24 protein-coding genes are annotated in these 24234 nt (G+C 66.9%); 9 read left to right on the top strand and 15 right to left on the bottom strand.

The window, feature by feature from the left end; translation table 11 throughout:
* Positions 1 to 9 precede the first annotated feature (9 nt).
* Positions 10 to 1116 carry a nucleoside triphosphate pyrophosphohydrolase gene (locus ABQF30_RS21310; RefSeq protein ID WP_448467449.1) on the top strand — a complete coding sequence of 369 codons (1107 nt, stop codon included), beginning with the start codon at positions 10 to 12 and terminating at the stop codon, positions 1114 to 1116.
* On the opposite strand, the gene ABQF30_RS21315 is transcribed toward ABQF30_RS21310, so the two are convergent.
* The 5 genes from ABQF30_RS21315 to ABQF30_RS21335 all read right to left on the bottom strand — a co-directional run bounded on the left by ABQF30_RS21315 (position 1106) and on the right by ABQF30_RS21335 (position 4263).
* Entirely contained in the window at positions 1106 to 1534 is a 429-nt protein-coding gene (locus ABQF30_RS21315) for an arsenate-mycothiol transferase ArsC (protein ID WP_448467451.1), read from the bottom strand. The two genes, ABQF30_RS21310 and ABQF30_RS21315, sit on opposite strands and share 11 nt — an antisense overlap.
* The gene (locus ABQF30_RS21320) at positions 1527 to 2195 is read right to left on the bottom strand and encodes an arsenate reductase ArsC (RefSeq protein ID WP_448467453.1); all 669 of its coding nucleotides are present in this window, start codon (positions 2193 to 2195) and stop codon (positions 1527 to 1529) included. Before ABQF30_RS21320 ends, ABQF30_RS21315 begins: the two co-directional genes overlap by 8 nt.
* Positions 2188 to 3309 (bottom strand): ACR3 family arsenite efflux transporter, encoded by a 1122-nt coding sequence (gene arsB, locus ABQF30_RS21325; protein WP_448467455.1) that lies wholly within the window; start codon positions 3307 to 3309, stop codon positions 2188 to 2190. The genes ABQF30_RS21320 and arsB overlap by 8 nt, the downstream gene beginning before the upstream one ends.
* Positions 3306 to 3683: an ArsR/SmtB family transcription factor gene (locus ABQF30_RS21330; protein WP_448467457.1), complete on the bottom strand. Its 378-nt coding sequence runs from the start codon at positions 3681 to 3683 to the stop codon at positions 3306 to 3308. Before ABQF30_RS21330 ends, arsB begins: the two co-directional genes overlap by 4 nt.
* A gap of 109 nt (positions 3684 to 3792) precedes the next feature.
* A complete protein-coding gene (locus ABQF30_RS21335) occupies positions 3793 to 4263 on the bottom strand; it encodes an ArsI/CadI family heavy metal resistance metalloenzyme (RefSeq protein ID WP_448467459.1) in 471 nt (156 codons plus the stop codon).
* A 98-nt stretch (positions 4264 to 4361) separates the two neighbouring features.
* Between ABQF30_RS21335 and ABQF30_RS21340 the strand changes: the two genes are divergently transcribed.
* On the top strand, positions 4362 to 4715 hold the full coding sequence (locus ABQF30_RS21340; RefSeq protein ID WP_448467461.1) for an Rv2640c family ArsR-like transcriptional regulator: 354 nt from the start codon (positions 4362 to 4364) through the stop codon (positions 4713 to 4715).
* 22 nt (positions 4716 to 4737) lie between these two features.
* On the opposite strand, the gene efeB is transcribed toward ABQF30_RS21340, so the two are convergent.
* Genes efeB through efeU form a run of 3 tightly spaced genes read right to left on the bottom strand, consistent with a single transcriptional unit; the run spans position 4738 to position 8148 of the window.
* Positions 4738 to 6060, bottom strand: a complete 1323-nt coding sequence (gene efeB / locus ABQF30_RS21345) for an iron uptake transporter deferrochelatase/peroxidase subunit (RefSeq protein WP_448467463.1) — start codon at positions 6058 to 6060, stop codon at positions 4738 to 4740.
* A complete protein-coding gene (gene efeO / locus ABQF30_RS21350; RefSeq protein ID WP_448467801.1) occupies positions 6041 to 7207 on the bottom strand; it encodes an iron uptake system protein EfeO in 1167 nt (388 codons plus the stop codon). Before efeO ends, efeB begins: the two co-directional genes overlap by 20 nt.
* Positions 7207 to 8148 carry an iron uptake transporter permease EfeU gene (efeU, locus tag ABQF30_RS21355; protein WP_448467803.1) on the bottom strand — a complete coding sequence of 314 codons (942 nt, stop codon included), beginning with the start codon at positions 8146 to 8148 and terminating at the stop codon, positions 7207 to 7209. Before efeU ends, efeO begins: the two co-directional genes overlap by 1 nt.
* 182 nt (positions 8149 to 8330) lie before the next feature.
* Between efeU and ABQF30_RS21360 the strand changes: the two genes are divergently transcribed.
* The 5 genes from ABQF30_RS21360 to ABQF30_RS21380 all read left to right on the top strand — a co-directional run bounded on the left by ABQF30_RS21360 (position 8331) and on the right by ABQF30_RS21380 (position 12604).
* Positions 8331 to 9062 (top strand): lytic transglycosylase domain-containing protein, encoded by a 732-nt coding sequence (locus tag ABQF30_RS21360; protein WP_448467465.1) that lies wholly within the window; start codon positions 8331 to 8333, stop codon positions 9060 to 9062.
* An 88-nt stretch (positions 9063 to 9150) separates the two neighbouring features.
* Positions 9151 to 10434 (top strand): phosphopyruvate hydratase, encoded by a 1284-nt coding sequence (eno, locus tag ABQF30_RS21365; protein ID WP_448467467.1) that lies wholly within the window; start codon positions 9151 to 9153, stop codon positions 10432 to 10434.
* 34 nt (positions 10435 to 10468) lie between these two features.
* Positions 10469 to 11170 carry an FtsB family cell division protein gene (locus tag ABQF30_RS21370; RefSeq protein WP_448467469.1) on the top strand — a complete coding sequence of 234 codons (702 nt, stop codon included), beginning with the start codon at positions 10469 to 10471 and terminating at the stop codon, positions 11168 to 11170.
* Positions 11163 to 11654, top strand: coding sequence for a DUF501 domain-containing protein (locus ABQF30_RS21375; RefSeq protein ID WP_448467471.1), 492 nt, complete (start codon positions 11163 to 11165; stop codon positions 11652 to 11654). Before ABQF30_RS21370 ends, ABQF30_RS21375 begins: the two co-directional genes overlap by 8 nt.
* Complete coding sequence (locus ABQF30_RS21380) at positions 11645 to 12604, top strand: Ppx/GppA phosphatase family protein (protein ID WP_448467473.1); 960 nt, start codon at positions 11645 to 11647, stop codon at positions 12602 to 12604. The genes ABQF30_RS21375 and ABQF30_RS21380 overlap by 10 nt, the downstream gene beginning before the upstream one ends.
* A 68-nt stretch (positions 12605 to 12672) precedes the next feature.
* On the opposite strand, the gene ABQF30_RS21385 is transcribed toward ABQF30_RS21380, so the two are convergent.
* The 3 genes from ABQF30_RS21385 to ABQF30_RS21395 all read right to left on the bottom strand — a co-directional run bounded on the left by ABQF30_RS21385 (position 12673) and on the right by ABQF30_RS21395 (position 15584).
* A complete protein-coding gene (locus tag ABQF30_RS21385; RefSeq protein ID WP_448467475.1) occupies positions 12673 to 13689 on the bottom strand; it encodes an MPT63 family protein in 1017 nt (338 codons plus the stop codon).
* Between the two features lie 344 nt (positions 13690 to 14033).
* Positions 14034 to 14741 (bottom strand): ZIP family metal transporter, encoded by a 708-nt coding sequence (locus tag ABQF30_RS21390; protein WP_448467477.1) that lies wholly within the window; start codon positions 14739 to 14741, stop codon positions 14034 to 14036.
* A gap of 489 nt (positions 14742 to 15230) precedes the next feature.
* Positions 15231 to 15584 carry an ArsR/SmtB family transcription factor gene (locus tag ABQF30_RS21395; RefSeq protein WP_448467479.1) on the bottom strand — a complete coding sequence of 118 codons (354 nt, stop codon included), beginning with the start codon at positions 15582 to 15584 and terminating at the stop codon, positions 15231 to 15233.
* Between the two features lie 99 nt (positions 15585 to 15683).
* Here ABQF30_RS21395 and ABQF30_RS21400 point away from each other — a divergent pair, with 99 nt between their 5' ends.
* Positions 15684 to 17624 carry a heavy metal translocating P-type ATPase gene (locus tag ABQF30_RS21400; RefSeq protein WP_448467481.1) on the top strand — a complete coding sequence of 647 codons (1941 nt, stop codon included), beginning with the start codon at positions 15684 to 15686 and terminating at the stop codon, positions 17622 to 17624.
* A gap of 40 nt (positions 17625 to 17664) precedes the next feature.
* Here the strand turns inward: ABQF30_RS21400 and ABQF30_RS21405 are convergent, their stop codons facing one another.
* A complete protein-coding gene (locus tag ABQF30_RS21405; RefSeq protein WP_448467483.1) occupies positions 17665 to 19536 on the bottom strand; it encodes a propionyl-CoA synthetase in 1872 nt (623 codons plus the stop codon).
* Positions 19537 to 19643: 107 nt separating this feature from the next.
* On the opposite strand from ABQF30_RS21405, the gene ABQF30_RS21410 reads away from it, so the two are divergent.
* Positions 19644 to 20114 (top strand): SRPBCC family protein, encoded by a 471-nt coding sequence (locus ABQF30_RS21410; RefSeq protein WP_448467485.1) that lies wholly within the window; start codon positions 19644 to 19646, stop codon positions 20112 to 20114.
* A gap of 33 nt (positions 20115 to 20147) precedes the next feature.
* Here the strand turns inward: ABQF30_RS21410 and ABQF30_RS21415 are convergent, their stop codons facing one another.
* Genes ABQF30_RS21415 through ABQF30_RS21425 form a run of 3 tightly spaced genes read right to left on the bottom strand, consistent with a single transcriptional unit; the run spans position 20148 to position 24233 of the window.
* On the bottom strand, positions 20148 to 20834 hold the full coding sequence (locus tag ABQF30_RS21415) for a response regulator (RefSeq protein WP_448467487.1): 687 nt from the start codon (positions 20832 to 20834) through the stop codon (positions 20148 to 20150).
* Complete coding sequence (locus ABQF30_RS21420) at positions 20831 to 23353, bottom strand: DUF4118 domain-containing protein (RefSeq protein WP_448467489.1); 2523 nt, start codon at positions 23351 to 23353, stop codon at positions 20831 to 20833. Before ABQF30_RS21420 ends, ABQF30_RS21415 begins: the two co-directional genes overlap by 4 nt.
* A 7-nt stretch (positions 23354 to 23360) precedes the next feature.
* Positions 23361 to 24233, bottom strand: coding sequence for a potassium-transporting ATPase subunit C (locus ABQF30_RS21425; RefSeq protein ID WP_448467491.1), 873 nt, complete (start codon positions 24231 to 24233; stop codon positions 23361 to 23363).
* Between the last annotated feature and the right edge of the window lies 1 nt (position 24234).

The following is a 24234-nucleotide window of genomic DNA, read 5'->3' on the forward strand; positions in this document are numbered from 1 at the left end:
GTGCAGCCCATGACCGTCGTATTGGTCGACCCCCGGCACCCGTCACTCATCCCTGTCGACGCGATCGATCTGCTCACCGGTGATGTGCAGTACACCGAGGAAATGCCGGTCAAGGTGCCGTGGTCGCTGCCGGCGGCGCGACCCGCCTACGACGGCGAGGATGCCCCAGTGCTGCTGTCCTCGGACCCCGAGCACCCGGCTGTCAAGGCGCGCCTGGCCGCGGGGGCTCGGTTGATCGCCGCGGCCGCGCCGCAGCCCGGGGAGCGGCTGCTCGATGCCGTGGCGATGATGGACAAGCTGCGCTCCGCCGGCCCGTGGGAGAGCGAACAGACCCACGACTCGCTGCGCCGCTACCTGCTTGAGGAAACCTACGAGCTGTTCGACGCGGTGCGCGGCGGCAACGCCGACGAGCTGCGCGAGGAACTCGGTGACGTGCTGTTACAGGTGCTCTTTCACGCGCGCATCGCCGAGGACGCCCCAAACCATCCGTTCAACATCGATGACGTCGCTGACGCGCTGGTGCGCAAACTCGGCAACCGCGTTCCGGCAGTCCTTGCGGGCGAGTCGATTTCACTCGATGAGCAACTGGCCCAGTGGGAGGAGCGCAAGGCGCAGGAGAGGTCGGTGAAGTCACGTACGTCGTGCTTGGACGACGTGCCCACCGGGCAGCCGGCTCTCGCGTTGGCGCAGAAGGTGATTGCGCGGGTCACCCAAGCCGGCCTGCCTGCGGATCTGATCCCCGCGACACTGACCTCGGTCACCGTGTCGGCCGAGACCGACGCGGAAAACGAGCTACGCACAGCGGTGTTGGAGTTCATGGACACGGTGCGGCTGGTGGAATCCGATGTCGCCGCCGGCCGCCGCGGTGAGGACGTTCCCGAAGAGCTCGACGTGACTCCGCTGGGGACGATCACCGAGCAGGAGTGGCGCTCGTATTGGCCTTCGTCGGTCGAGCTGGAGGGCGAAGTCGAGGAACCTGAAGTCGACGACGTCGATGATGAGGTCGAGGTCGACGACCCTGAAGTTGACGACGTCGATGAGGCGCAGGCGCAACCGCCCGTCGAAGAACCTGCCGAGGCAGACGACGCCGACGAGACCGATCAAACTAGCGACTGACCGGGACGCCGAACTCCGCGAGCAGACCGCGGACACGCTGCGCGATGTCGTCGCGGATCAACCGCATGCGCTCGATCCCGTCGACACCCCGTAGCGACGGCTCGTCTGTGGCCCAGGTCCGAACGGAAGCGCTTTTGATTTGCGTCTCCAATTTCGCTGCGGTTCCGACCATCACGATCAGATCCGCGTCGTCGAGTACCGCCTCGGTGACCTGCGTCGGGCGGTGGGCGCTGATGTCGATACCAACTTCGGCCAAGGCTTGCACCGACAGCTCATTGACGGCACTCTTTGCGTGAGTGCCGGCCGAGCGCACGCGTATCGACTGATCGGCGAACTTTCGCATCAAGCCTTCCGCCATAACGGATTTCCCAGCGTTGCTCACGCACACGAACAACACTGCAGGTCCGGGTTCAGCCATTGACCGGTACTGCCAGTTCGGCAAGGAGGCGGCGCACCCGTTCCTCGATGTCGTCGCGGATGGGCCGAACGGCGTCGAGTCCCTGTCCGGCGGGATCGGGCAGCTCCCAATTCTCGTAACGCTTCCCGGGGAAGATCGGGCAGGCGTCCCCACAGCCCATCGTGATGACGACATCTGCGGCTTGGACGATCTCGTCGGTCCAGGGTTTGGGGTACTCGCCGGTGATGTCGATGTCGACCTCCGCCATGGCGGCGATGGCAGCGGGGTTGATCTCGTAACCGGGTTCTGACCCGCCGGACCATGCCACGGCATTATCGCCGGCCAGGTGGGTCAAGAAGCCGAGGGCCATCTGGGAGCGACCGGCGTTGTGCGTGCACAGGAACAGCACTGTGGGTTTGCCGTCGGTGACCTTGCCTTCGACCCGAGCAAGCGCGTACAGCCGTTGACGAGCGAACCGTTCAGCCAGCAGCGGCAGGAAGTTGGGTACGCTGGCCCGCCCGGCGAATTGGTCGTACGAAGAGTGCAGAAACCGTTCGATGGTTTCAGTGCCGAAAGTATCGGCGAACTCCGTCTCCAGTCGGGTCGCAGCCGATTTCAGCGAGAGCCGTTGGTCGATGGACAGGTCGCGGCGGAGTTGATGGGTGACGGGGCTGTCAGTCATTGGATTGTTCCGTTCTCGCCGTCGAGTCGGTGGTGAGGTGTTGCGGGGTGTGGTGGGTGAAGCGTTTGCGCAGCGCCAGGGAGACATAGACCAGGGCAACCAGGACCGGCACCTCGATGAGTGGGCCGACCACCCCGGCCAGGGCCTGGCCGGACGTGGCGCCGTAAGTGGCGATGGCCACCGCGATCGCCAGCTCGAAGTTGTTGCCCGCGGCGGTGAATGCCAGCGTGGTGGTGCGCTCATAGCCCAGGCCCAGTGCGGCGCCCAGCAGGTACCCACCGCCCCACATGAGTGCGAAATACGCCAGCAGGGGCAGTGCGATGCGGGCGACGTCCCACGGTTGGTGGGTGATCTGATCACCTTGCAGCGCAAAGAGAATCACGATGGTGAACAGCAGCCCGTAGAGCGCCCACGGCCCGATCCGCGGCAGGAACTTCGACTCGTACCAGTCGCGGCCCTTGGCTCGTTCCCCGAGGCGGCGGGACAGGTAGCCGGCTAGCAGCGGGATGCCCAGGAAGATCAGCACGGATTTGGCGATCTGCCACGGTGAGGCGTCGATGGTGGTCTGCTCCAGGCCGAGCCAGCCCGGCAGCACCGACAGGTAGAACCAGCCCAGCACCGCGAACATGATGACCTGGAAGATCGAGTTCAGTGCGACCAGGACAGCGGCGGCTTCGCGGTCGCCGCAGGCGAGGTCGTTCCAGATGATCACCATGGCGATGCAGCGGGCCAGGCCGACGATGATCAACCCGGTGCGGTACTCGGGCAGGTCGGGGAGCATCAGCCAGGCCAGTGCGAACATCAATGCGGGCCCCAGCACCCAGTTCAGCACCAGTGAGGAGATCAGCAGCTTGCGGTCGCCGGTGACGGTGTCGAGGCGGTCGTAGCGCACCTTGGCCAGCACCGGGTACATCATGATCAGCAAGCCCAGCGCGATCGGCAGCGAAATGCCGTCGATCTGAACGCTTTCCACCGCGGTGTTGAGTCCCGGTATCCAGCGGCCCAGCAGCAGACCGGCGACCATCGCCGCGCCGATCCACAACGGCAGGAACCGGTCCAGGGTGGAGAGTTTGCCCACCACGGGCGGCGCGGCAGAGGTGGCAGTGCCGGTCATGCGGGCACCGCCGCCATCGTGTCGGTGGCGGCCGCGCCCAGGAGCACCGACAGGCAGGCCAACGCTTCGGGCACCACCGCGTAGTACACCCACGACGCTCGACGCTCGGAGGTCAACAGACCGGCGTCACGCAGCACCTTGAGATGGTGCGACACCGTCGGCTGCGAAACCTCCAGCCCGGTCGAGATATCGCAGACGCAGGCCTCGCCGCCGGCGTGGCTGGCGATCGCCGAAAACAACTGCAGCCGCACCGGATCCGCCAGCGCCTTGAGCTTGACCGCCATATCCGCCGCCGCGGCAGCCGACAGTGGCTCACGCAGCAACGCCCCGGGTGGGCAACACGCCAGGTCGCTCAGCGCCTCTGATTTCGACATACATCGATATTGACAGCTATCGAATCCGTTGGCAAATGAACGCCAGGTGAAGTTGAGCCTGGGCCCTACCGCGGCCGTGTGGCCACGGCCGCGGTAGGTCGGGAATCGGCTAGCAGCAGGATGTAGTTGCCTTATCTGCTTCCTTGGATGACCCGCCGCAGCAGACGGCTTCATCGGCGTTTTCGTCGGAGTGCTGCGGGCTGGTGCCGAAGGTCTCCGAATCGGCCAGCACGGTGTAGACCTCCCATTTCTCCCCGGCCGGGCCGGTGACCCAGACCTTGTCCTGGGTGGCGAAACAACAGGTGGTGCCGATCTCCTCGTCGGTGAACAAGCCTTCGTCTGACAGTCGGGCGATCTCGGCGTGGACCTGCTCGCTGGAACCGACCTCGACGCCGAGGTGGTTGATCGTGCCGCCCTGGCCGGGGTTCTCCAGGAGGACCAGCTTCAGCGGCGGCTCGGCCACCGCGAAGTTGGCGTAACCCGGCTTCACCTTGGCGGGGTCGACGCCGAACAGCTTGGAGTAGAACGTGATCGCCTCGTCGAGATTGTCGACATTGAGTGCTAACTGGACACGGGACATGATGGCCTCCTATGAACTTCGACATATATCGAACTGACGCGTCACGGCTCAGCATGCCACCTTTTTGATATATGTCAAGAACGTGGCAGGATGGGGAGATGCCCAAAGCTTTGCCGGTGATCGACATGTCCGCTCCGGTCTGCTGCGCCCCCGTGGCGGCCGGCCCGATGAGCGACGACGACGCGCTGCAGATCGCGATGCGGCTCAAGGCGCTGGCCGATCCGGTTCGGGTCAAGATCATGTCGCATCTGTTCAGCGTGGGCGAGGAGATCAGCGGGGACCTGGCCGCGGTCCTCGGGCTGACGGAGTCCACCATCAGTCATCACCTCACCCAGCTCCGCAACGCCGGGATGGTGCTCTCCGAACGGCGCGGCATGAACGTCTTCCACCGCGTCCGGCCGGAGGCGATGCTGGCGCTGTGCGCGGTGCTCGACCCGAATTGCTGCAGCTGACCGGTCCGAGGGCCGCACCGACTCAAGCGAAGAGCGTCGAACCCCAGTACGCCGACGTGTCACCCTCGCGAATTCCGGGCGGGCAGGCGAACACCGCTGTGCCGGTGTGGGTGATGTACTCGTTCATCGCGTCTTTGCGGGACATTTCGCCGAGCATCGGGATGAACTGCTTTTCCGGACTCCGGACGAACGCGATGAAGAACAGCCCCGCGTCAAGATGGCCGAAACCGTCTGTGCCGTCGGTGAAGTTGTAGCCGCGGCGCAGGATCTCGATGCCGCCCAGGTTCTCGGGCGACACCAACCGCACGTGCGCGTCGACGTCGATCAGCGGGGTGCCCTTGTCGTCAGCCAGGTCCAGATCGAGTTCGTCGAACTCGTCCTGCAGGCCATTGGGGGCCCCGCTGCCCTTCTGGCGTCCGATAACCCGCTCCTGCTCCAGCAGGGTTGTGCGGTCCCAGTTCTCGATGCGCATCCGGATGCGTCGCGTCATGAGATAAGTGCCGCCGGTCAACCAGGCGGGGCCGTCACCGTCGGCGACCCACACGTTGTTGTCGAGCACCTCGGTCTCGTCGGCCTTGATGTTGTTGGTTCCGTCCTTGAACCCGAACAGGTTTCGCGGCGTGGCCTGGTCACGCGTGGTCGACGAGGTGCGGCCGAACCCCAGCTGTGAGTAGCGCACCGCCACGGTCCCGAACCCGACCCGCGCCAGATTGCGGATCGCGTGCACGGCGACCTGCGGATCGTTCGCGCAGGCTTGCACACAGATGTCCCCGCCGGAGCGGTTCGGGTCCATGGTCTCGTTGGGGAACTTGGGCAGCGCGGCCAGCTCGGCGGGCTTCTGATCGGCGATGCCGAACCGGTCCTTGCCGTCCTTGAGGAAGAACGTCGGACCGAAGCCGATGGTCAGCGTCAGCTGCGAGGCAGGCAGCCCCAGGGCTTCGCCGGTGTCCGAGGGCGGGGCGTAGGGGTTGCCGTCTATGGCTCCGCCTGCCTCGGTCTCCTCGCCGCGCGTCATCCGCTCGGCCATCTGCGTCCACTGCTTGAGCAGCGCGACGACGTCCTCGCGCTTGTCGGTGGTGACGTCGAATGCGCAGAAATGCATCCGGTCCTGCGCTTCGGTGATGATGCCGGCCTGCCGGTCACCGCGGAAGGGGACCGGCCCGCTCAGCGCACCGTGCGGTGCGCTGGATGCCGCGGAAGCACGGCCGGCCAGCGCACCTGCGCTGGCCGCACCGACTACCGCAGCGGTGACCCCCGCCGCACCGAACAGCTTGCGCCGGGAGAAACCCGACGCGGGCTGCTCACTGACGGGATCGTTGACGGGATCACTGTGGGGCGATGACACCTTGCACCTGGCTCACCTCTTTGCTCAGCGCGTCGATGGCGCGCGAAAGCTCCTGGCGTTGCGGTTCGGTCACCTTGTCGTAGGAGACGTAACCGTCGCCTTCACGATACTTCTCCAGCAGCGCTTCAACCTCGGCGAATCTCTGGTCGACCCGCTTGCCCAGTTCGGCGTTGCGCTCGTCGAGGATGGGCCGCACCGAGGCCACCGCGGTTTGCGAGCCCTCGACGTTGGACTTGAAATCCCACAGGTCGGTGTGGCTGAAGATGTCCTCTTCGCCGCTGATCTTGCTGATCGAGATCTCGTCGAGCAGACCTTGGGCGCCGCCGGCGATCTGGGTGGAGTCGATGCTCCACTCCGGCGCCTTCACGCCGGCGTCGAGTTCCTTGACGTCGGCCACCAACTGGTCGGCGATCGCGTTGGTGTCGGGCTGCGGGCCCGTCACCCACAGATCCTTCTCCAGGCGGTGGAAGCCGGTCCACTTCTGGCCGGGCTCCAGGTCCGCCTCGCGCAGGTCGATGCGCGGGTCGAGGTCGTTGGGGAACGATTCCGCGACGGGCTCGATGCGCTCGTAGTACACGCGCGACGTCGGGAACTGGGCCTTGGCGGCCTCGATGTCACCGGACTTGATGGCCGCGACGAATGCCTCCGTCGCCGGGACCAGCGCGTCGGTCTGGCTGTTCACGTACCGCTTGTAGCTGTCGGCGGCCTCTTTGAACTTGCCTTCGGTGTCGATCTGCACGGCTTCGCCGGAGACGACGAAATCACCGCGGATCCCTTCACCGACCATCCCGGGCCGGCAGGAGGTCTGGTAGGTGCCCGGCTGGGTCAGCTGCACGATCAGCTGCCGCTTGAGGCCGGGGGAGATGTTCTCCACCTCGCCCATCACCCGTTCGCCCTCGCTGTAGACGTAGAACTCGGTGACCTTGGAGCCGGTGTTGGTGACCACGAAGGTGCTGGCCCCCGTCGTCGCCTCGGTGCCGGACAGTTTGCATTCGGTGTCCGAGGCGTCGACGGTGATCTGTGCGGCCTTGTCGCCGCCGCCGTCTCCGCTCGGCGCGGACTCCTTGGCCTGGCAGCCGGCCAGGGAGAAACCGGCAAGCACTGCGGCGGCGGTCGCGGCTCCCATCTTCACGGCGGGGGTGATCATCACTTGGTGGACCTTTCGGATGCGGTGGGGGTCTCCGGGTCGACACTCGGCTCGGAAGATGCTGATGTGCTGGGGGCTGCGGCGCCCGACGAGCGCGTCGGCAGCAGGAACAGGGTCAGCACGACGACCAGGTAGGCCAGCCACGCGACCAACTGCAGCACGGTCGGAGTGGGGTTGATGTTGAAGATGCCCTGGATGATCTCGCCGTACCACGCCGACCAGTCGAACCAGCCGGTCATGTCGAAGGCCGTGCTGCCGAGGCCGGGCAGCCAGCCGACGGTCTGCAGCGCCTTGATCCCGTAGGCGAGGATTCCCGCCGCCACCACGATCAGGAAGACGCCGGTGTATTTGAAGAATTTGGCCAGGTTGATGCGGACCGCACCCGCGTACATGCCGTAGGCGATCGCCGCGGCGATCAGCACGCCGATGATCAGGCCGAGCAGCGGCCACAGGGTCTCGGCTTCGGCGTAGCCCACCATGAACAACGCGGTCTCGACGCCTTCGCGGCCGACGGCGAGGAACGCCAGCAGTGCGACCGCCGGGCCGCCGGTCTGCAGGGCCCGCGACATCTCACTGCGTAGCTCACCCGAGATGGACGCTGCGGCCTTCTTCATCCACAGCACCATGGTGGTGACGATGACGACGGCGAGCAGCGAGGCGATCCCGGCGATGGCTTCGGCGCCCAGGCCGCTGATGGTGTTCTCACCGAACTGGATGACGAGGAAGATCGCGACCGTCATGGCAATTGCTGAGCCGACTCCCAGCCACACCCATTTGAGGGCGTCACGACGTTCGGCTTTGACCAGAAACGCGACCAGGATCGACACCACGATCGCTGCTTCCAAACCTTCGCGCAGGCCGATCAAACCGCTGCCGAACAGCTGCGATGTGACGTTGGATGCGGCCAGTGTGCTGGTCGGAACGTCTGCGATGGCAGTGATCAATGCGTCCTCGCTAGACCCGGGATAAAACACGTAGCCTTGGCTTGCCATAGCAAGGCGTGGCTCACCTTATCAGGGGGTCTTCGCCATTCGGTCAGCTTCGCCAAGGCCCGTCGGCCGACGCGTCGGTCCGGTCGCATGGGACTATGTCCAAGGGAGTAGAGCGGGGTTGAGGGAGTCCGGTGTCGCCAGTTCGTTGGCTGCGGGCTGTCGCGGTTATTGCAGCGACAGCACTGCTGATGGCTTCCAGCTGTTCATGGCAGCTCGGCACGCCAATTCCTGAAGGGGTGCCGCCGCCGGCGGGCGATTCGGTGCCCGCAGTGGACACATATGCCATGGGCAGAGCGGCTGACCAGCTCCGTGATTGGGCGGCGGAACGGGCGCCTGCATTGGGCATGCCCGTCAACGCGCTTGAGGCCTACGCGTACGCCGCGCGGGTCGCCGAGGTGGAGAATCCGGATTGCGGCCTGGCCTGGACCACGCTCGCGGGCATCGGCATGGTGGAGAGCCATCACGGCACCTACCGGGGCGCCATGATCGCCTCGAACGGGGACGTCACACCGCCGATCCGCGGTGTTCAGCTCGACGGGACGGCGGGCAATCTGCGGATCGCCGACACCGACGGCGGCAATCTCGACGGCGACGCGGATCTGGACCGTGCGATGGGCCCGATGCAGTTCATCCCCGAGACCTGGGGACATTTCGGCGTCGATGCCAACAACGACGGCAAGATCGGCCCGGACAACTTCGACGACGCCGCGCTGTCGGCGGCGGGTGTGTTGTGCTGGAACGGCAAGGATCTGTCCACCCCGAGGGGCTGGATGAAAGCGCTGAAGGCCTACAACAACTCCGAGCAGTACGCCCGCGCGGTGCGCGACTGGGCCACCGCCTACGCGTCCGGCCACACCCTCTGACATGGCGGAGCGCGGGTCACCCTTTAGGCTCATCCCTAGGCTTACGCAGTAGCGCCAAGCACTCGAAGGACGCGATAAGGAGAAGCCAGTGCCCATCATCGAGCAGGTTGGAGCCCGCGAGATCCTCGACTCCCGCGGTAACCCGACGGTCGAGGTCGAGGTGGCCTTGACCGACGGGACGTTCGCTCGGGCCGCGGTGCCCTCCGGCGCGTCGACCGGCGAGCACGAGGCGGTCGAGCTGCGCGACGGCGCCGCGCGCTACGGCGGCAAGGGTGTGGAGAAGGCCGTGGAGGCCGTGCTCGACGAGATCGCCCCGGCAGTCATCGGACTGGCCGCCGACGATCAGCGGCTGGTCGACCAGGCGCTGCTGGACCTGGATGGCACACCCGACAAGTCCCGCCTGGGCGCTAACGCGATTCTCGGTGTCTCACTTGCGGTTTCGAAGGCCGCCGCGGAATCGGCCGGGCTGCCGCTGTTCCGCTACCTCGGTGGGCCCAACGCGCATATCCTGCCCGTGCCGATGATGAACATCCTCAACGGCGGCGCGCATGCCGACACCGGGGTGGATGTCCAGGAGTTCATGGTCGCCCCGATCGGTGCGCCGTCGTTCAAAGAGGCATTGCGCTGGGGTACCGAGGTTTACCACTCGCTCAAGTCGGTGCTCAAGAAGCAGGGGCTGGCCACCGGCCTGGGCGACGAGGGCGGATTCGCGCCCGACGTGGCAGGCACCAAGGCGGCGCTTGACCTGATCTCGTCGGCCATCGAAGCCACCGGATACAAGCTCGGCACGGATGTGGCGCTGGCCCTGGACGTGGCCGCCACCGAGTTCTACACGCCGGGAACGGGTTACGCGTTCGAGAAAGAGACCCGCAGCGCCGAGCAGATGGTTGAGTTCTACACCGGCCTGATCGAGTCCTACCCGCTGGTGTCGATCGAAGATCCGCTCTCCGAGGACGACTGGGACGGCTGGGTGGCGCTGACCACCGCGATCGGTGACCGCATCCAGCTGGTCGGCGACGACCTGTTCGTGACCAATCCCGAACGTCTCGAGGACGGTATCGAGCGCGGCGCCGCCAACGCGCTGCTGGTGAAGGTCAACCAGATCGGCACGCTCACAGAGACGTTGGATGCCGTGGCGCTGGCGCACAACAGCGGTTACCGCACGATGATGAGCCACCGCAGCGGTGAGACCGAGGACACCACGATCGCCGATCTGGCAGTCGCGGTGGGCAGTGGCCAGATCAAGACGGGTGCTCCGGCCCGCAGCGAGCGGGTGGCCAAGTACAACCAACTGCTGCGCATCGAGGAAACCCTCGGCGACGCCGCGCGTTACGCCGGTGATCTGGCGTTCCCACGGCTCGAAGCCAAGTAGGCGGGTGCCGGCCCCACGACGATGCTGACCTGAGATGCCCGAAGCGAAGCGGCCCGATCCGAAGCGACGGTCCCCGGCCTCCCGACCTGGCAGGCCGGGCAAGACCGGCGAGTCGAATCGGCCGCGAGCATCGCAGGCCCGCCGTCGAGGGGCCGAAACGCGTTCGGCAGAGGCCGAGCCTGCGCCCGACGAAGCAGTCACCAAAGCGATTGCGGTACAGGCACAACAGCAGGCCGAGCTGCAATCCGAACAGCGGTTCGGGTCGGCGGCACGGCGCGCGGCCATTCTGGCTGCGGTGGTGTGCGTGCTGACGCTGACCATTGCCGGGCCGGTTCGCACCTACTTCGCCCAGCGCACCGAGATGAAGCAACTCAAGGCCAGCGAGGAGCAACTGCGGGTGCAGATCGCCGAACTCGAGCAGCAGAAGGTCAAACTGGCCGATCGTCAGTACATCCAGGCACAGGCCCGGGAGCGGCTCGGCTTCGTCATGCCCGGTGATACCCCGTACCAGGTGCAGCTGCCGCCGACCGGCGCGGTGCCGGGCGAGCCCGGGGTTCCCGGTGTGCCCGGGTCGACGGTGCCCGCGGGCCAGCCGTGGTACACCTCGCTGTGGCACACGATTGCCGATCAGCCACACGGTGTTTCAGCGATTCCGCCGGCCCCGCCCGCTCCGGGCGGCCCGCCGGGTCCAATTGGCGGCCCGCCGCCGTCGCAACCCCCGGCTCCCGGTGGTTGACCCCGCCGACCTCGAGGCCGTCGCACGGCAGCTCGGCCGTGAGCCGCGCGGTGTCCTCGAAATCGCCTACCGATGCCCGAACGGGGAACCGGGCGTGGTCAAGACCGCGCCCCGATTGCCCGACGGCACACCATTTCCCACGCTGTACTACCTGACGCATCCGGCGTTGACCGCGGCGGCCAGCCGGCTCGAATCGTCGGGCATGATGCGGGACATGACGGAGCGCCTGCAACAGGATCCGGAGCTTTCGGCCGCGTATCTGCGTGCGCACGAGTCGTATCTGGCCGAGCGCGATGCGATCGACTCGCTCGGCACCACGTTCAGCGGCGGCGGCATGCCGGATCGGGTCAAGTGCCTGCATGTGGTGATCGCGCATTCGTTGGCGAAAGGCCCGGGGGTCAACCCGTTTGGCGATGAAGCTCTCGCCGTACTGGCCGTCGAGCCGGGTATGGCGGGAATCCTGGATCGGAGGACGTGGGCGTGAACCGCGTCGGCGCAATCGACTGTGGCACCAACTCGATCCGGCTCCTGATCGCCGATATGGACGACTCGGCGGATGGCAAACTGCGCGACGTGCATCGCGAGATGCGCATCGTGCGGTTGGGCCAAGGGGTCGACGCCACCGGGCAGTTCGCCCCGGAAGCGTTGGCGCGCACCGAATCCGCATTGGCCGACTACGCCGCGCTGATGGCTGAGCACTCGGTGTCCGCGATCCGGATGGTGGCCACCTCCGCCGCCCGGGACGCCGGCAATCGTGACGAGTTCTTCGCCATGACCGCACGGCTGCTCGGTGGGGTCGTGCCGGGCTGTGTGGCTGAGGTGATCACCGGCACCGAGGAGGCCGAGCTGTCGTTCCGCGGTGCGGTGGGTGAACTCGACCCTGCCGCAGGGCCTTTCGTTGTCGTCGACCTTGGCGGAGGCTCTACCGAGTTGGTTCTCGGGACTGAGGCGGTGCAGGCCGGCTTCTCGGCGGACGTCGGATGTGTACGGGTGACCGAGCGGTGTCTGCATTCCGATCCACCCACCGCAGACGAGGTCGCGGCCGCCAGGGGAGTGGTCCGCGACGGCCTGGCCGAGGCGCTGCGTGTGGTTCCGATCGACGGGGCGCACACCTGGGTGGGTGTGGCGGGCACGATGACGACGTTGTCGGCGTTGGCGCAGGGGATGGCCGAATACGATGCCGCTGCTATTCACCTGTCCCGCATCGGTTTCGGTGATCTGCTTCGGGTGTGTGACGACTTGATCACGATGACGAAAGCGCAGCGTCTGACGCTCGGGCCGATGCATGAAGGGCGGGCCGACGTCATCGGGGGCGGCGCGATCATCGTCGAGGAGCTTGCGGCGGTGCTCGCCGAACGTGCCGGGATCGACGAGCTCGTCGTGAGTGAGCACGACATCCTCGACGGTATCGCGCTGTCGATCGCGCACCCCTGAGTTGCGGGCAAAAGACAACGGCCGGACGCGGTTTCCCGCGTCCGGCCGTTGCCGTAGGTGGTTTTGCGTCAGGCCGCGGGACCGTGATTGCTGGCCGGGGCGGCACCGGGTGCCGGGGTCGGGATCACCGTCGTCGGCTGGACTCCGGCCGGGACGAGGGCGGGCTCGGCCGGAACCGGCTGGGCGGGTGCTGCCGGGAGAACCTCGGTGCCTGCCGGAACCGGTGCGGGCTGTGCCGGCGGAACGGCGGTCGCAGCGTTGCCTGCGCCCGCGGGGGCGGCGGCGGGCACCGGGGCACCCTCGACGATCGGCGTGCCGTGGGCCACCGGGGTCGGCGTCGCTTCAGCGGCACCAGCCGGAGCCGGGGCGGCCTCGGTGCCGGTGGGGACAGCGGCGGGAGTGGCCGCGGTGCCGGCGGGCAGGTCGGTGGCCCGGGTGCCTGCGCCGGCCGGGACAGCTTCGGTACCAGCCGGAACCGGGGTTACTTCAGCAGCAGCCGGTGCCGGGGTGGCTTCGGCAGCCTCTGCGCCTTCTTCCGCTTCTGCGGTTTCTGCGGCGGCCACCGGGGTCGCCGGGCGGCTCTGGCCGCTCGGTGCGGGCGCCGGTGCCGCCGGCTTGTCCCACACCAGCAGGTCGCGGCCACCCGCGTTGTACACGACGGAGGCCGGCTCGGCGCCGGTGACGTCGAAGTAGATCTTGCCGCTGGCCTTCTGGCCCTGCGGGACGGTGGCGGGGTTGACGCCCTGCGGGGTGGCGACCTGGAAGAGGGCCCGGTAGTTCTGGCCGTCAGCGGCGCGCACGTTGAAGTTGGAGACGATCGGCGTCACCGAACCGTCAGTCGCCTCGTTGGTGGCGGTGATCTCCCACAGGGTGCCGCGCACGTTGTAGGGGATGGTGTCGGTGCTGGGCTTGAGGTCGGCGACCGTCCAGCTTCCGTTGTCCAACGTTGCCTGGCTGCCCACGGTCGCGGTGGTCACTGAGCTGGCGTCGCCGAGTGCGACCGGCGCGCTGGCGAGGATCGCGGCCGCGGCTACAGCCGCGGCGGCCAAGGCAGAACTGACGTTCGTGATCTTCAAGGCATTCACTCCTGAGTGGTCCGATGGACGGGCAGGCCCCCCGACAGTGGGGATGCCCACTGCATGCGAAGTTAGCAGTATTAGAGAAGTCTGTGGAACCGGAGTCGCGGATTGTGCCACTACGGCCTGGCGCGGACGCGGTGCGGGCGGGTCGGCGAGGCCAGTAGCTGGACATGAGGACAGCAACAGCAATGGCGGCGACCACGTGCAGGTAATCGATTACCAATCGAAATTGCGGCAATGCGCATTTGCTGTGCGGTATGCGGGCTCCGGTCGCGCATCTCCACGACTGGCAACAGCGTAAATTTGCCGGGGGGCCGCGGGTCGGGGGCCGGGGCATCAGCCGACGGCGGCTATCCGGCCAGGGAAAGTCCCGCTGCCACCGCGAACCCCAACACTGCGGCCAGTCCGGCCTTCTCGCGGGCCTTCTCGGTGGCCTCCGGGATCATCGAACCCACCAACATCACCAGCAGTGCACCGGCCGCGAATCCGTTGATGCCACCCTGCAGTGCGGCGCCGGCCACCTTCTGCAACTGGTACCCGCCGACCGTGGCCACTGCACACAACGCCGCGATCGCGGCCCAGCCGCCAAGAATCAACCGCACCGAATGGCCGGCGTTCTTCATGTCGCTGGCCGAACCGATCGATTCCGGCAGGTTCGACACGAAGATCGCCACGACCAGAGCGAGACTGACGCCCGCGCCGCCGGCGATCCCGATGCCCAGCACCGCCTGCTCGGGGATGCCATCGAGGAGCGCTCCGAGTAGCAGTGGCAGGCCTGCGGTTTGGGCTCCGTTGCCGGCGCCCATCCGGTCCACCGCAGTGTCGGCGAGATAGAAGACGATCGCGCCGACGGCCAGGCCCACGGCTACCGACAACGCCCCGCTGGCGCGAAAACCTTCCTCCGCCAACTCAAAAGAGATGCTGGCTATGAGTGCGCCTGCGCCGAAGCCGAGAACGAGGCCAACGAATCGCTTGTTCCAGTCGTGGGCCACACCGGCGACTGCACCAATGATCAGCGAGGAGGCGGCAACCAGGCCCCAGAGCAGCGCGGTGAGCACAGCCTGCAGCATACGGTCGGGAAGTGCGGGCGAGCCGTGTCGCGGCGCGGTGTGGCGAAAAGAGTTACGAGCACGAAAAAGTCCGATCGATCAGCGTGATCGATGGACTCGGATGGATCAGAACTGATGTGTGGTGGTGACCTGCCGCAGGTTGCCCCGACGACAGGTCACCCACGGTGTCAGCGCCGTGCGTTGCAGTTCGGGGGGTTCCCGCAGTGGTGCCCACCGTCGCAGGCATTGCAGCGACACGTGCAAGATCCCTTGGTTGCCATGCGCATCGTTGTTCAACTCCTTACTCGCCCGGGCTGTACCGGTTGTGGCTGGTAGCAAATGCCCGGGCACGGGCGGATATCAACATATAACGACTTCACAATAGTTCGGGTGATCTCGAAAATAAAGGATTCCGGCAACCGCGCGCGCGTTTTGCTGTCACGCATGTCGTTGTGGTGAACGGGGCGTGAAACTCTTTGGCCGCAGCGCCTTCTCGCCTCAGGCGGTGGTGTCGCGGGCTCCGAGCCGGAGATGCTCGATGTGGTAGATGGCCTCGTCGAGAAGCTGGGCGACGTGGCTGTCGTAAAGCCGGTAGACGATATTGCGTCCGGAGCGGTCGCCCGTCACCAGTCCCAAGGCCCGCAACAGCCGCAGTTGATTGGAAACCGCCGGCTGTTCCATGCCGACCGCTGCGGATAATTCGGTCACCGAACACGGCGATTCCCGCAGCCGGGTGAGGATCAACAACCGATTGGGGGACGCCAAGGCCTGCAGGGTCTCGGCGACCTTGGCGGCCGAAGCGGCATCGAGGGATGCAGCCGGCGTCGCGCGCCCTTCGACTCCATGGCCCATGTGATCCATTGAAACATGGCGGGCAAGCACTACTTGATACATTTCAACCTCTACATGTATAAAGGTGTGCGTCATTGCATCTATCACCGGAGGCCGTCGATGACCACACTGGCCAACGCGCCGGCACTCGCCACCCGTTCCTCGGCTGGTTCGGCCGGCTGGCTGTGGTCGGTGTCATCGGTGAGGTGGGCGGCGGCTGCGCTGGGGCTGTTCCTCGTCGGCCTGGCTGCGCAATTGGCCGGCGCGCCGGAACCGGTGTGGTGGGGGCTGTATCTGGCCTGCTACCTGACTGGCGGCTGGGAACCTGCGTGGGCCGGTATTCAGGCGCTGCGGGCGCGGACGCTCGATGTCGACCTGCTGATGATCGTCGCGGCGATCGGTGCGGCCGCCATCGGACAGGTCTTCGACGGGGCCTTGTTGATCGTCATCTTCGCCACCTCGGGAGCGCTGGAGGACGTGGCGACCACCCGCACCGAGCGGTCGGTGCGCGGGCTGCTCGATCTCGCCCCCGACCGCGCGACGATCCTCGACCCCGATGGCACCGAACATGCGGTCGCCGCGGATGAGCTTCGGCCCGGCGACCACATCATCATCCGGCCGGGCGAACGAATCTCCGCCGATGGCAACGTGATTGCCGGGTCCTCTGAGGTCGATCAATCCTCCATCACCGGCGAACCGCTGCCGGCCGCCAAGCAGTGCGGCGACGAGGTGTTCGCCGGCACTCTCAATGGCTCAGGAGCGCTGCGGGTCGCCGTGACGCGCGATCCGTCGCAGACCGTCGTGGCCCGCATCGTCGCGATGGTCGCCGAGGCGTCCGCCACCAAAGCAAAGACGCAGTTGTTCATCGAGAAGGTCGAACAGCGCTACTCGGCGCTCGTGGTAGTCGCGACCCTGGCACTGTTCGTGGTGCCGCTGGTGCTGGGTGCCGATCTGCGCTCGACCCTGTTGCGCGCCATGACATTCATGATCGTGGCCTCGCCCTGCGCGGTGGTGCTGGCCACCATGCCGCCCCTGCTCTCGGCGATCGCCAACGCGAGCCGCCACGGCGTGCTGGTGAAATCCGCCGTGGCGATGGAGCGGCTGGCCGACACGGCGGTGGTCGCGCTCGACAAGACCGGGACGCTGACGTCGGGCATGCCGCAGGTATCTGCCGTGGTCGCGTTGACGGAGGTCGATGTTCTCGAAACAGCTGCGGCTGCAGAACAATTCAGTGAGCACCCGGTGGGCCGGGCCATCGTCGCCGAGGCCACCAAGCGTGGCGTCCCTGTCGCACCGGCGACGGACTTCATTGCACTGCCGGGCCGTGGTGTGCGGGCCGTCGTGGCCGGACGGACCGTTCAGGTGCTCAGCCCGGTGGCTTATGACGGCATCGAGCTACCGGCCGTGCGTGAGATCGAGGACGCCGGCGCCACGGCGGTGGTCGTGACCGTGGACGGGGCAGCAGTCGGGGTGCTGGGTCTGGCCGATCGGGTGCGGCCCGACGCCGAGGCCGCGGTGGCACGGCTGCGCGCGATGACCGACCGTGCGCCCGTGTTGCTCACCGGTGACAATGAGCGTGCCGCCAGTCGGCTGGGGCAACAGCTCGGTATCGGCGACGTGCGCGCGGGACTGCTGCCTGACGACAAAGCCGGTGCGGTGCAACGACTTGAGGCCGACGGCCTGCGTGTCCTGGTGGTAGGTGACGGCGTCAACGACGCGCCGGCCATGGCTGCCGCCCACACGTCGATGGCGATGGGCGCCTCCGGTGCCGATCTGACGGTCGAGACCGCCGACGTCGTCACCATCCGTGACGAACTCGACACCGTGCCCACGGTGATCGCGCTGGCCCGCCGGGCCCGTCGGATCGTCATCGCCAACCTGGTGATCGCGGCCACCGCGATCACTGTGCTGGTCGCCTGGGACCTGTTCGGGCACTTGCCGTTACCGCTGGGTGTGGCCGGTCACGAAGGTTCGACGATTCTCGTTGCGCTCAACGGCCTGCGGCTGCTGGGCAACCGGGCCTGGGCAAGAGCGCGAGCAGACACAGACTCGCACACTTAGAGCCTGATTCGTGCGACTCTGCGTCTGCTCGGCGAGAAAATCAGGGGCGCCGCAGCACTGATTTGAGCGCCTCGAGCACTGACGGGTCCTCGATCGTGGAGGGCACCGGCTCGTCGCGGCCGTCGGCGATACCGCGCATGGTCTTGCGCAGGATCTTGCCGGACCGGGTCTTCGGCAACGCAGCTACCACGTCGACCATCTTGAAAAACGCTACCGCTCCGATGTTTTCGCGCACCGACGCGACCAGCTCGTCAGCCAGCCGGTCTGCCGACGCCCCGGACTTGAGTACCACGAACCCGCGGGGGACCTGTCCCTTGATCTCGTCGTTGACACCGATCACCGCGCACTCGGCCACCGCGGGGTGTTCGGCCAGCACCGCCTCGATCGAGCCTGTCGACATGCGATGCCCGGCCACGTTGATGACGTCGTCGGTGCGGCCCATCACGAACAGGTAGCCGTCGGAGTCGACGTAGCCGCCGTCTCCGGTCAGGTAGTAGCCGGGGAAGGCCGACAGATATGCCGACACATAACGCTGGTCGTCGCCCCACAGGGTGGGCAGCGTGCCCGGCGGCAGCGGCAGCTTGATGCAGATGGCGCCCTCTTCGTCGGCGTCGCATACGGAGCCGTCCGGACGCAGAATCTGCACGTCGTAGCCCGGCATCGGCACGGTCGCCGAACCCGGCTTGACCTGCATGGCTTCCACTCCCATCGGATCGGCCGCGATCGCCCATCCGGTCTCGGTCTGCCACCAGTGATCGATCACCGGGATACCGAGCTTGTCCGCGGCCCAGTGGTAGGTGTCGGGATCGAGCCGTTCGCCGGCCTGGAACAGGTACTTGAGCCCGGACAAGTCGTACTTGCCGATGTGCGTGCCTTCGGGATCTTCTTTCTTGATGGCGCGGATCGCGGTGGGCGCGGTGAACAGCACCTCGACCTTGTGCTCGGCGGCCACCCGCCAGAACGCACCGGCATCGGGCGTGCCGACCGGTTTGCCTTCGTAGAGAACGGTTGTCGCGCCGAGCAGCAGCGGCGCGTACACGATGTATGAGTGGCCGACGACCCAGCCGACGTCGGAGGCCGCCCAGTACACATCGCCGGGGGCGACGTCATAGACGTTGCGCATGCTCCACAGCAGGGCGACGGCGTGCCCGCCGTTGTCGCGGACGATGCCTTTTGGTTTGCCGGTGGTGCCCGACGTGTACAGCACGTACAGCGGGTCGGTGGCCGCCACCGGCACCGGGTCGACGGGTGCCGCGGCGTCCGTCAGCTCGCGCCAGTCGCGGTCCCGGCCGTCGATCAGTTCGCAGGGCTTCTGCTCGCGCTGCAGGATGACGCAGGCCCGCGGGCGGTGTTCGGCGATCTCCAGCGCGTTGTCCAGCATCGGCTTGTACTCGACGATGCGGGTGGGCTCGATGCCGCAGGACGCGCTGACCACCACGGTCGGCTGGGCGTCGTCGATGCGGGCGGCCAGCTCGTGGGCGGCGAACCCGCCGAACACCACCGAGTGCACCGCGCCCAGGCGTGCGCAGGCCAGCATCGCGATGACGGCTTCGGGAATCATCGGCATGTAGATCACGACGCGGTCGCCCTTGTCCACGCCGAGTCCGCGCAGCGCGCCCGCGAACTGTGCGGTCGCGTCGCGCAACTCGCGGTAGGAGTAGGTGCGCTGTGTCCCGGTGACGGGGGAGTCGTAGATCAGCGCCGCCTGGTCCCCGCGCTCGGGCACGTGCCGGTCGAGCGCGTTGGCGCAGGTGTTCAGCTCGGCGTCGGGGAACCAGCGATAGAACGGCGGGTTCGTGTCGTCGAGTATGCGCTCGGGGGCACGCGTCCAGGTCACCGCTTTGGCGGCGTCGGCCCAGAACGCAGCGGGGTCATTGATGCTGGATTCGAAGAGGTCGCGATAACCGGACATACGCAAACCGTAATCCGCGTCACATGCAACGTGTATGCAACGGTGGAAAACCTGCGAACGAGATCGCGACGACGTTTGAGTTGGTCGGGCCCGGGTAGCCAACGAGGATGGAGTCATCGCCGGCAGCAGTGGACAGTTCGTTGACCGTCAAACGCGACACGACCGCGACCCGGAAGCAGGTGTGGGACGTCATCGCCAACGGGTGGACGTACTCGCAGTGGGTCGTGGGTAACACGCGGATGCGTGCCGTCGACCCCAGTTGGCCGGCCCCCGGAAGCACCATTCACCACACGATCGGCGTCTGGCCTGTGGTGCTGAACGACGAGACAATGGTGGAGTCGTGTGTTCCGCAGAAGGAGCTGGTGCTGCACGCTAAAGGGCGGCCATTCGCCGGGGCCAGAATCACCTTGCGGCTGTTCGACACTGACAACGGGACGCGTGTGGAAATGGCGGAAGTTCCGCTCGGTGGACCGCTCGACTGGGTGCCGCGTCGGCTGGCGCTCCTGTTCGCGTACCCGCGCAACCGCGAATGCACGGAGCGGTTGGTGGCACTGGCCGAGCGCCGGGCCGAGCCGTAACGTTGCTCCTTTTCCCTGCTCGTCGAGGAGAACTCACTCCTGGAATCGATAACCCATCCCGGCTTCGGTGAGTAGGTGCACGGGGTGTGACGGGTCGTCTTCGAGCTTGCGGCGCAACTGGGCAAGGTACACCCGCAGATAGTGCGTCTCCTTGGCGTAGGCCGGGCCCCAGACCTCCTTGAGCAGCTCCTCGCGGCCGACGAGCTTGCCGCGGTTGCGCACCAGCATCTCCAGCATGCCCCATTCGGTCGGGGTCAGATGCACCTCGGCATCGTTCTTGGTGACCTTCTTGGCGGCGAGATCGACTGTGAACGACGAGGTTTCGATGATCGGCTGGTCGATGTCCGATACGGCGCCGCGGCGCACCGCGGCCCGCAGCCGGGCCAGGAACTCGTCCATGCCAAAGGGTTTGGTGACGTAGTCGTCGGCGCCGGCATCCAGGGCTTCGACCTTATCGGAGGAATCTGTACGGGCCGACAGCACGATCACCGGGGCCGACAGCCAGCCGCGCAGCCCGGCCAGCACCTCGATGCCCGACATGTCGGGCAGGCCGAGGTCGAGCACGATGACGTCGGGACGATGGTCGGCCGCACTGCGCAGCGCCTGAGCGCCGGTGGCCGCGGTCATGACTTCGTAGCCGCGCACCGACAGGTTGATGCGCAGGGCCCGCAGGATCTGTGGTTCGTCGTCGATGACCAGGACCCGGATCTTGGCTGTCATGCCGGTGCCCCCAGTTCGATCTCGACGGTGAGACCGCCACCCGGGGTGTCCGTGGCCGATATGGTGCCGCCCATCGCCTCGACGAACCCACGCGCCACCGAAAGTCCCAGCCCCACACCGCTGCTGGTGTCGTGGTCGCCGAGCCGCTGGAACGGCGCGAACAACGCTTCCTCAGTGCCGCGGGGCACGCCGGGTCCCTCGTCGACCACGGCGATCAACACCCGCTCGCCGACCTGCCCGGCCGTGACGCGTACCGGACCGGAGAATGCGTAGCGCAGTGCGTTGGAGATGAGGTTGGCCAGCACCCGTTCCAGCAGGCCCCCGTCGGCCATCGCCACCGCATCGCCGACTTCAACCTTGACCCGGTCCAAGCCCTCACGGCCAAAGCCGGTGGCGCCGCGGCTGATTCCGAGCAGTGCGCGCTGCACTGTCTCCTCCAAGTACACCCGCCGCAGTTCCGGCCGGACCACCCCGGCCGCCAGCCGTGACGAGTCGAGCAGGTTGCCCACGAGCGCCGTGAGTGCGTCGATCGACTCCTCGATGGTGGCCAGCAGTTCGGCGGTGTCCTCGTCCGAGAAGTCGACATCGGTGCTGCGCAGGCTCGAAACCGCTGCCTTGGCAGCCGCCAACGGGGTGCGTAGATCGTGGCTGACTGCCGAGAGCAGTGACCGGCGCAGCTCGTCGGCCTGCGCGATGGCCTCGGCCTTGCTCGCCTCTTCGGTCAGTTCCCGCTGCTTGACCAGACCGGCGGCCTGCTTGGCCACCGCGCCGAGCACCCGCCGGTCCCGCGCGGCCAGCTTGCGCCCCGCCATCAACAGCCAGAACTCGTCGTCGCCTACCTCGATGGCGGTATCGGCGGTATCCACCTGCACGCAAGGATCCTTGCCCACACAGGCGACGATGTTCGCGCCGTCATCGCCCTCACGCAACAGGCTGACCGCGCGCTGAGAGTACGTCTCGCGCAACCGCTCCAGCAGGGTGTCCAGATCCGCCCCGCGCAGCACTGACCCGGCGAACAACGCCAACAGCTCGGCCTCCTGCGACGCCCGCCGAGCTTCGCGGGCACGGTTGGCCGCCCCGTCGACCAGCGCCGCCACGGCAACAGCGACCGCCAGCAGCACCACGATGGTCAGGGCGCTGTCTGGGTCGGAGATTGTGAAGGTGTGGCGCGGGCTGATCAGGAAGTAGTTGAGCAGCAGCCCGGACAGCACTGCCGAGAGCGCGGCGGGCGCGACACCGCCGAGGAGCGCGACGATCAGCACGCCGACGAAGAACAGCGCGCTCTCACCGCCGACTCCGAGAAGGGGGTCAAGGAGCAGGACGGTCAGGGCGCAGATCGCCGACGGAACCACCAGTGCGGCAAGCCAGGACGCCACGTGCTGCTGCCGGGGAGTGGTCGACGACCAGCGGAACCCGCGTTTGGCTGCCTCGTGGGTCACCATGTGGACGTCGATCTTCTCCGACTGCTGGACGACGGTGGAACCGATGCCCTCGTCGAAGATCCGGGCCCAGCGCGAGCGCCGCGACGTCCCCAGCACCAGCTGGGTTGCGTTCATCTCGCGGGCGAAATCCAACAGCGCGGCGGGAACGTCGTCGCCGACGACGGTGTGCAGCGTGGCGCCCAGGCTGCCGGCGAGCTCGCGAACCTTCCCCATCTGCGGCGCCGTGACGCCTGAAAGTCCGTCGCCGCGAACCACATGCACCACCATGAGCTCGGCGCTGGATTTCGAGGCGATGCGGGATCCCCTGCGCACCAGTGTTTCCGACTCCGGGCCGCCGGTGACGGCGACGACGACGCGTTCGCGGGCCTCCCAGGTATCGGTGATCTTGTTGTCGGCCCGGTATTTGGCGAGCGCCGCGTCGACCTGATCGGCCAGCCACAACAACGCCAATTCGCGTAGCGCGGTGAGGTTTCCGCGGCGAAAGTAATTCGACAGTGCCGCGTCGATCCGCTCCGGCGCATACACATTGCCGTGGGACAGTCTGCGCCGCAACGCTTCCGGGGTGATGTCGACCAGTTCGATCTGGTCGGCCGCGCGCACCACTTCGTCGGGCACCTTCTCCTGCTGCTCGATGCCGGTGATGCCGGTGACGACGTCGTTGAGGCTTTCCAGGTGCTGGACGTTGACTGTCGAGATGACAGTGATCCCGGCCTCCAACAGTTCTTCGATGTCCTGCCAGCGTTTCGGGTTCTTGCTACCGGGCGTGTTGGTGTGGGCGAGTTCGTCGACAAGGACGACTTGCGGTTTGCGCGCCAATACGGCGGGCACGTCGAGTTCGGGGAACCGGCCACCGCGGTACTCGACGTAATGCGGTGGAATCACTTCGATGCCGCCGAACAGGTCCGCGGTCTTCTTGCGGCCGTGCGTCTCCACCACCGCGGCCACCAGGTCGGTGCCGCGTTCGATGCGGCGATGGGCCTCGCCGAGCATCGCATACGTCTTGCCCACGCCGGGAGCTGCGCCCAGATATATGCGCAGCTCCCCGCGTTTGGTGGCGTAGGCCGCCGGTGTGCTCACAAAACCATCATCCTCGCGCAGACAGCGTGTCGAGCGCGATGTTGAGTTCGAGCACGTTGACCCGCGGTTCGCCGAAGAATCCTAGGGTCCGGCCGTCGGTGTGCTGCGCTACCAGTTCACGGACCTGCTCAGGGTTGATGCCGCGGGCTTGTGCCACCCGGTCGACCTGCAGATCCGCGTAGGCCGGCGAGATGTGCGGGTCCAGCCCGCTGCCGCCGGCGGTGACCGCGTCGGCCGGAACCTGGGGCTCCGCCCGGGCGCTGCCCCGGATCGGCACGATCTGGCCCGTGCTGTAGTCCTCGCCAGGCTTGGCGCACTCGACTCGCACGCCTTCGTAGGTGTTCAGGAACGGGGTTTGGGTGGATTCGCAGGGCTGATTGACGCTGACCACCCTGGTCGGATGGATCACGTTCCCGCGTGCGTCCCGCGGGCCGATCACCGACAACACCGCGCCGACACCGTCGCCGGTGCAGAACGGCCGCGTCCCGTCGACACCCTCGAGCTCGCCGATCGCCGCACTGCGCGAGCACACCAGCGTGAGCAGGCTGGGGTTGTCGGGCGCGTCGACAATGCTCTCCGGGCCCAGGTTGCTCGCGCTGGTCGCCATCGGGTCGTATCCGTCACCGGCCGCCGACGGGCGACTCTGGAAGTACCGGGGGAGCGGATTGCCGTCGGCGTCGGTGAACGACTGCCCGATGAGGCTGCTGCCAACCGGCTTTGCGTTCGCCTCGACGAGTGATCCGTCGGCGTTGCTCTGCAGGCCGGGCAGTTGCGCGACGAGCCAGATGAAGACCGGGTAAGCGATGCCGAGGATCACGGTGAACACGAGAAGTGCCCGCAGTGCCGCGACGTGTTGACGAACAAGGTTGGTGAATCTCATG

The organism is Mycolicibacterium sp. XJ870 (assembly GCF_053483975.1).

Excerpts from the sequence above, each read along its gene's own strand:
- ABQF30_RS21310 (WP_448467449.1), top strand. The coding sequence starts at position 10 with ATGACCGTCGTATTGGTCGACCCCCGGCACCCGTCACTCATCCCTGTC.
- ABQF30_RS21315 (WP_448467451.1), bottom strand. The coding sequence starts at position 1,534 with ATGGCTGAACCCGGACCTGCAGTGTTGTTCGTGTGCGTGAGCAACGCT.
- ABQF30_RS21320 (WP_448467453.1), bottom strand. The coding sequence starts at position 2,195 with ATGACTGACAGCCCCGTCACCCATCAACTCCGCCGCGACCTGTCCATC.
- arsB (WP_448467455.1), bottom strand. The coding sequence starts at position 3,309 with ATGACCGGCACTGCCACCTCTGCCGCGCCGCCCGTGGTGGGCAAACTC.
- ABQF30_RS21330 (WP_448467457.1), bottom strand. The coding sequence starts at position 3,683 with ATGTCGAAATCAGAGGCGCTGAGCGACCTGGCGTGTTGCCCACCCGGG.
- ABQF30_RS21335 (WP_448467459.1), bottom strand. The coding sequence starts at position 4,263 with ATGTCCCGTGTCCAGTTAGCACTCAATGTCGACAATCTCGACGAGGCG.
- ABQF30_RS21340 (WP_448467461.1), top strand. The coding sequence starts at position 4,362 with ATGCCCAAAGCTTTGCCGGTGATCGACATGTCCGCTCCGGTCTGCTGC.
- efeO (WP_448467801.1), bottom strand. The coding sequence starts at position 7,207 with ATGATCACCCCCGCCGTGAAGATGGGAGCCGCGACCGCCGCCGCAGTG.
- ABQF30_RS21370 (WP_448467469.1), top strand. The coding sequence starts at position 10,469 with ATGCCCGAAGCGAAGCGGCCCGATCCGAAGCGACGGTCCCCGGCCTCC.
- ABQF30_RS21395 (WP_448467479.1), bottom strand. The coding sequence starts at position 15,584 with ATGGGCCATGGAGTCGAAGGGCGCGCGACGCCGGCTGCATCCCTCGAT.
- ABQF30_RS21400 (WP_448467481.1), top strand. The coding sequence starts at position 15,684 with ATGACCACACTGGCCAACGCGCCGGCACTCGCCACCCGTTCCTCGGCT.
- ABQF30_RS21405 (WP_448467483.1), bottom strand. The coding sequence starts at position 19,536 with ATGTCCGGTTATCGCGACCTCTTCGAATCCAGCATCAATGACCCCGCT.
- ABQF30_RS21410 (WP_448467485.1), top strand. The coding sequence starts at position 19,644 with ATGGAGTCATCGCCGGCAGCAGTGGACAGTTCGTTGACCGTCAAACGC.
- ABQF30_RS21415 (WP_448467487.1), bottom strand. The coding sequence starts at position 20,834 with ATGACAGCCAAGATCCGGGTCCTGGTCATCGACGACGAACCACAGATC.
- ABQF30_RS21425 (WP_448467491.1), bottom strand. The coding sequence starts at position 24,233 with ATGAGATTCACCAACCTTGTTCGTCAACACGTCGCGGCACTGCGGGCA.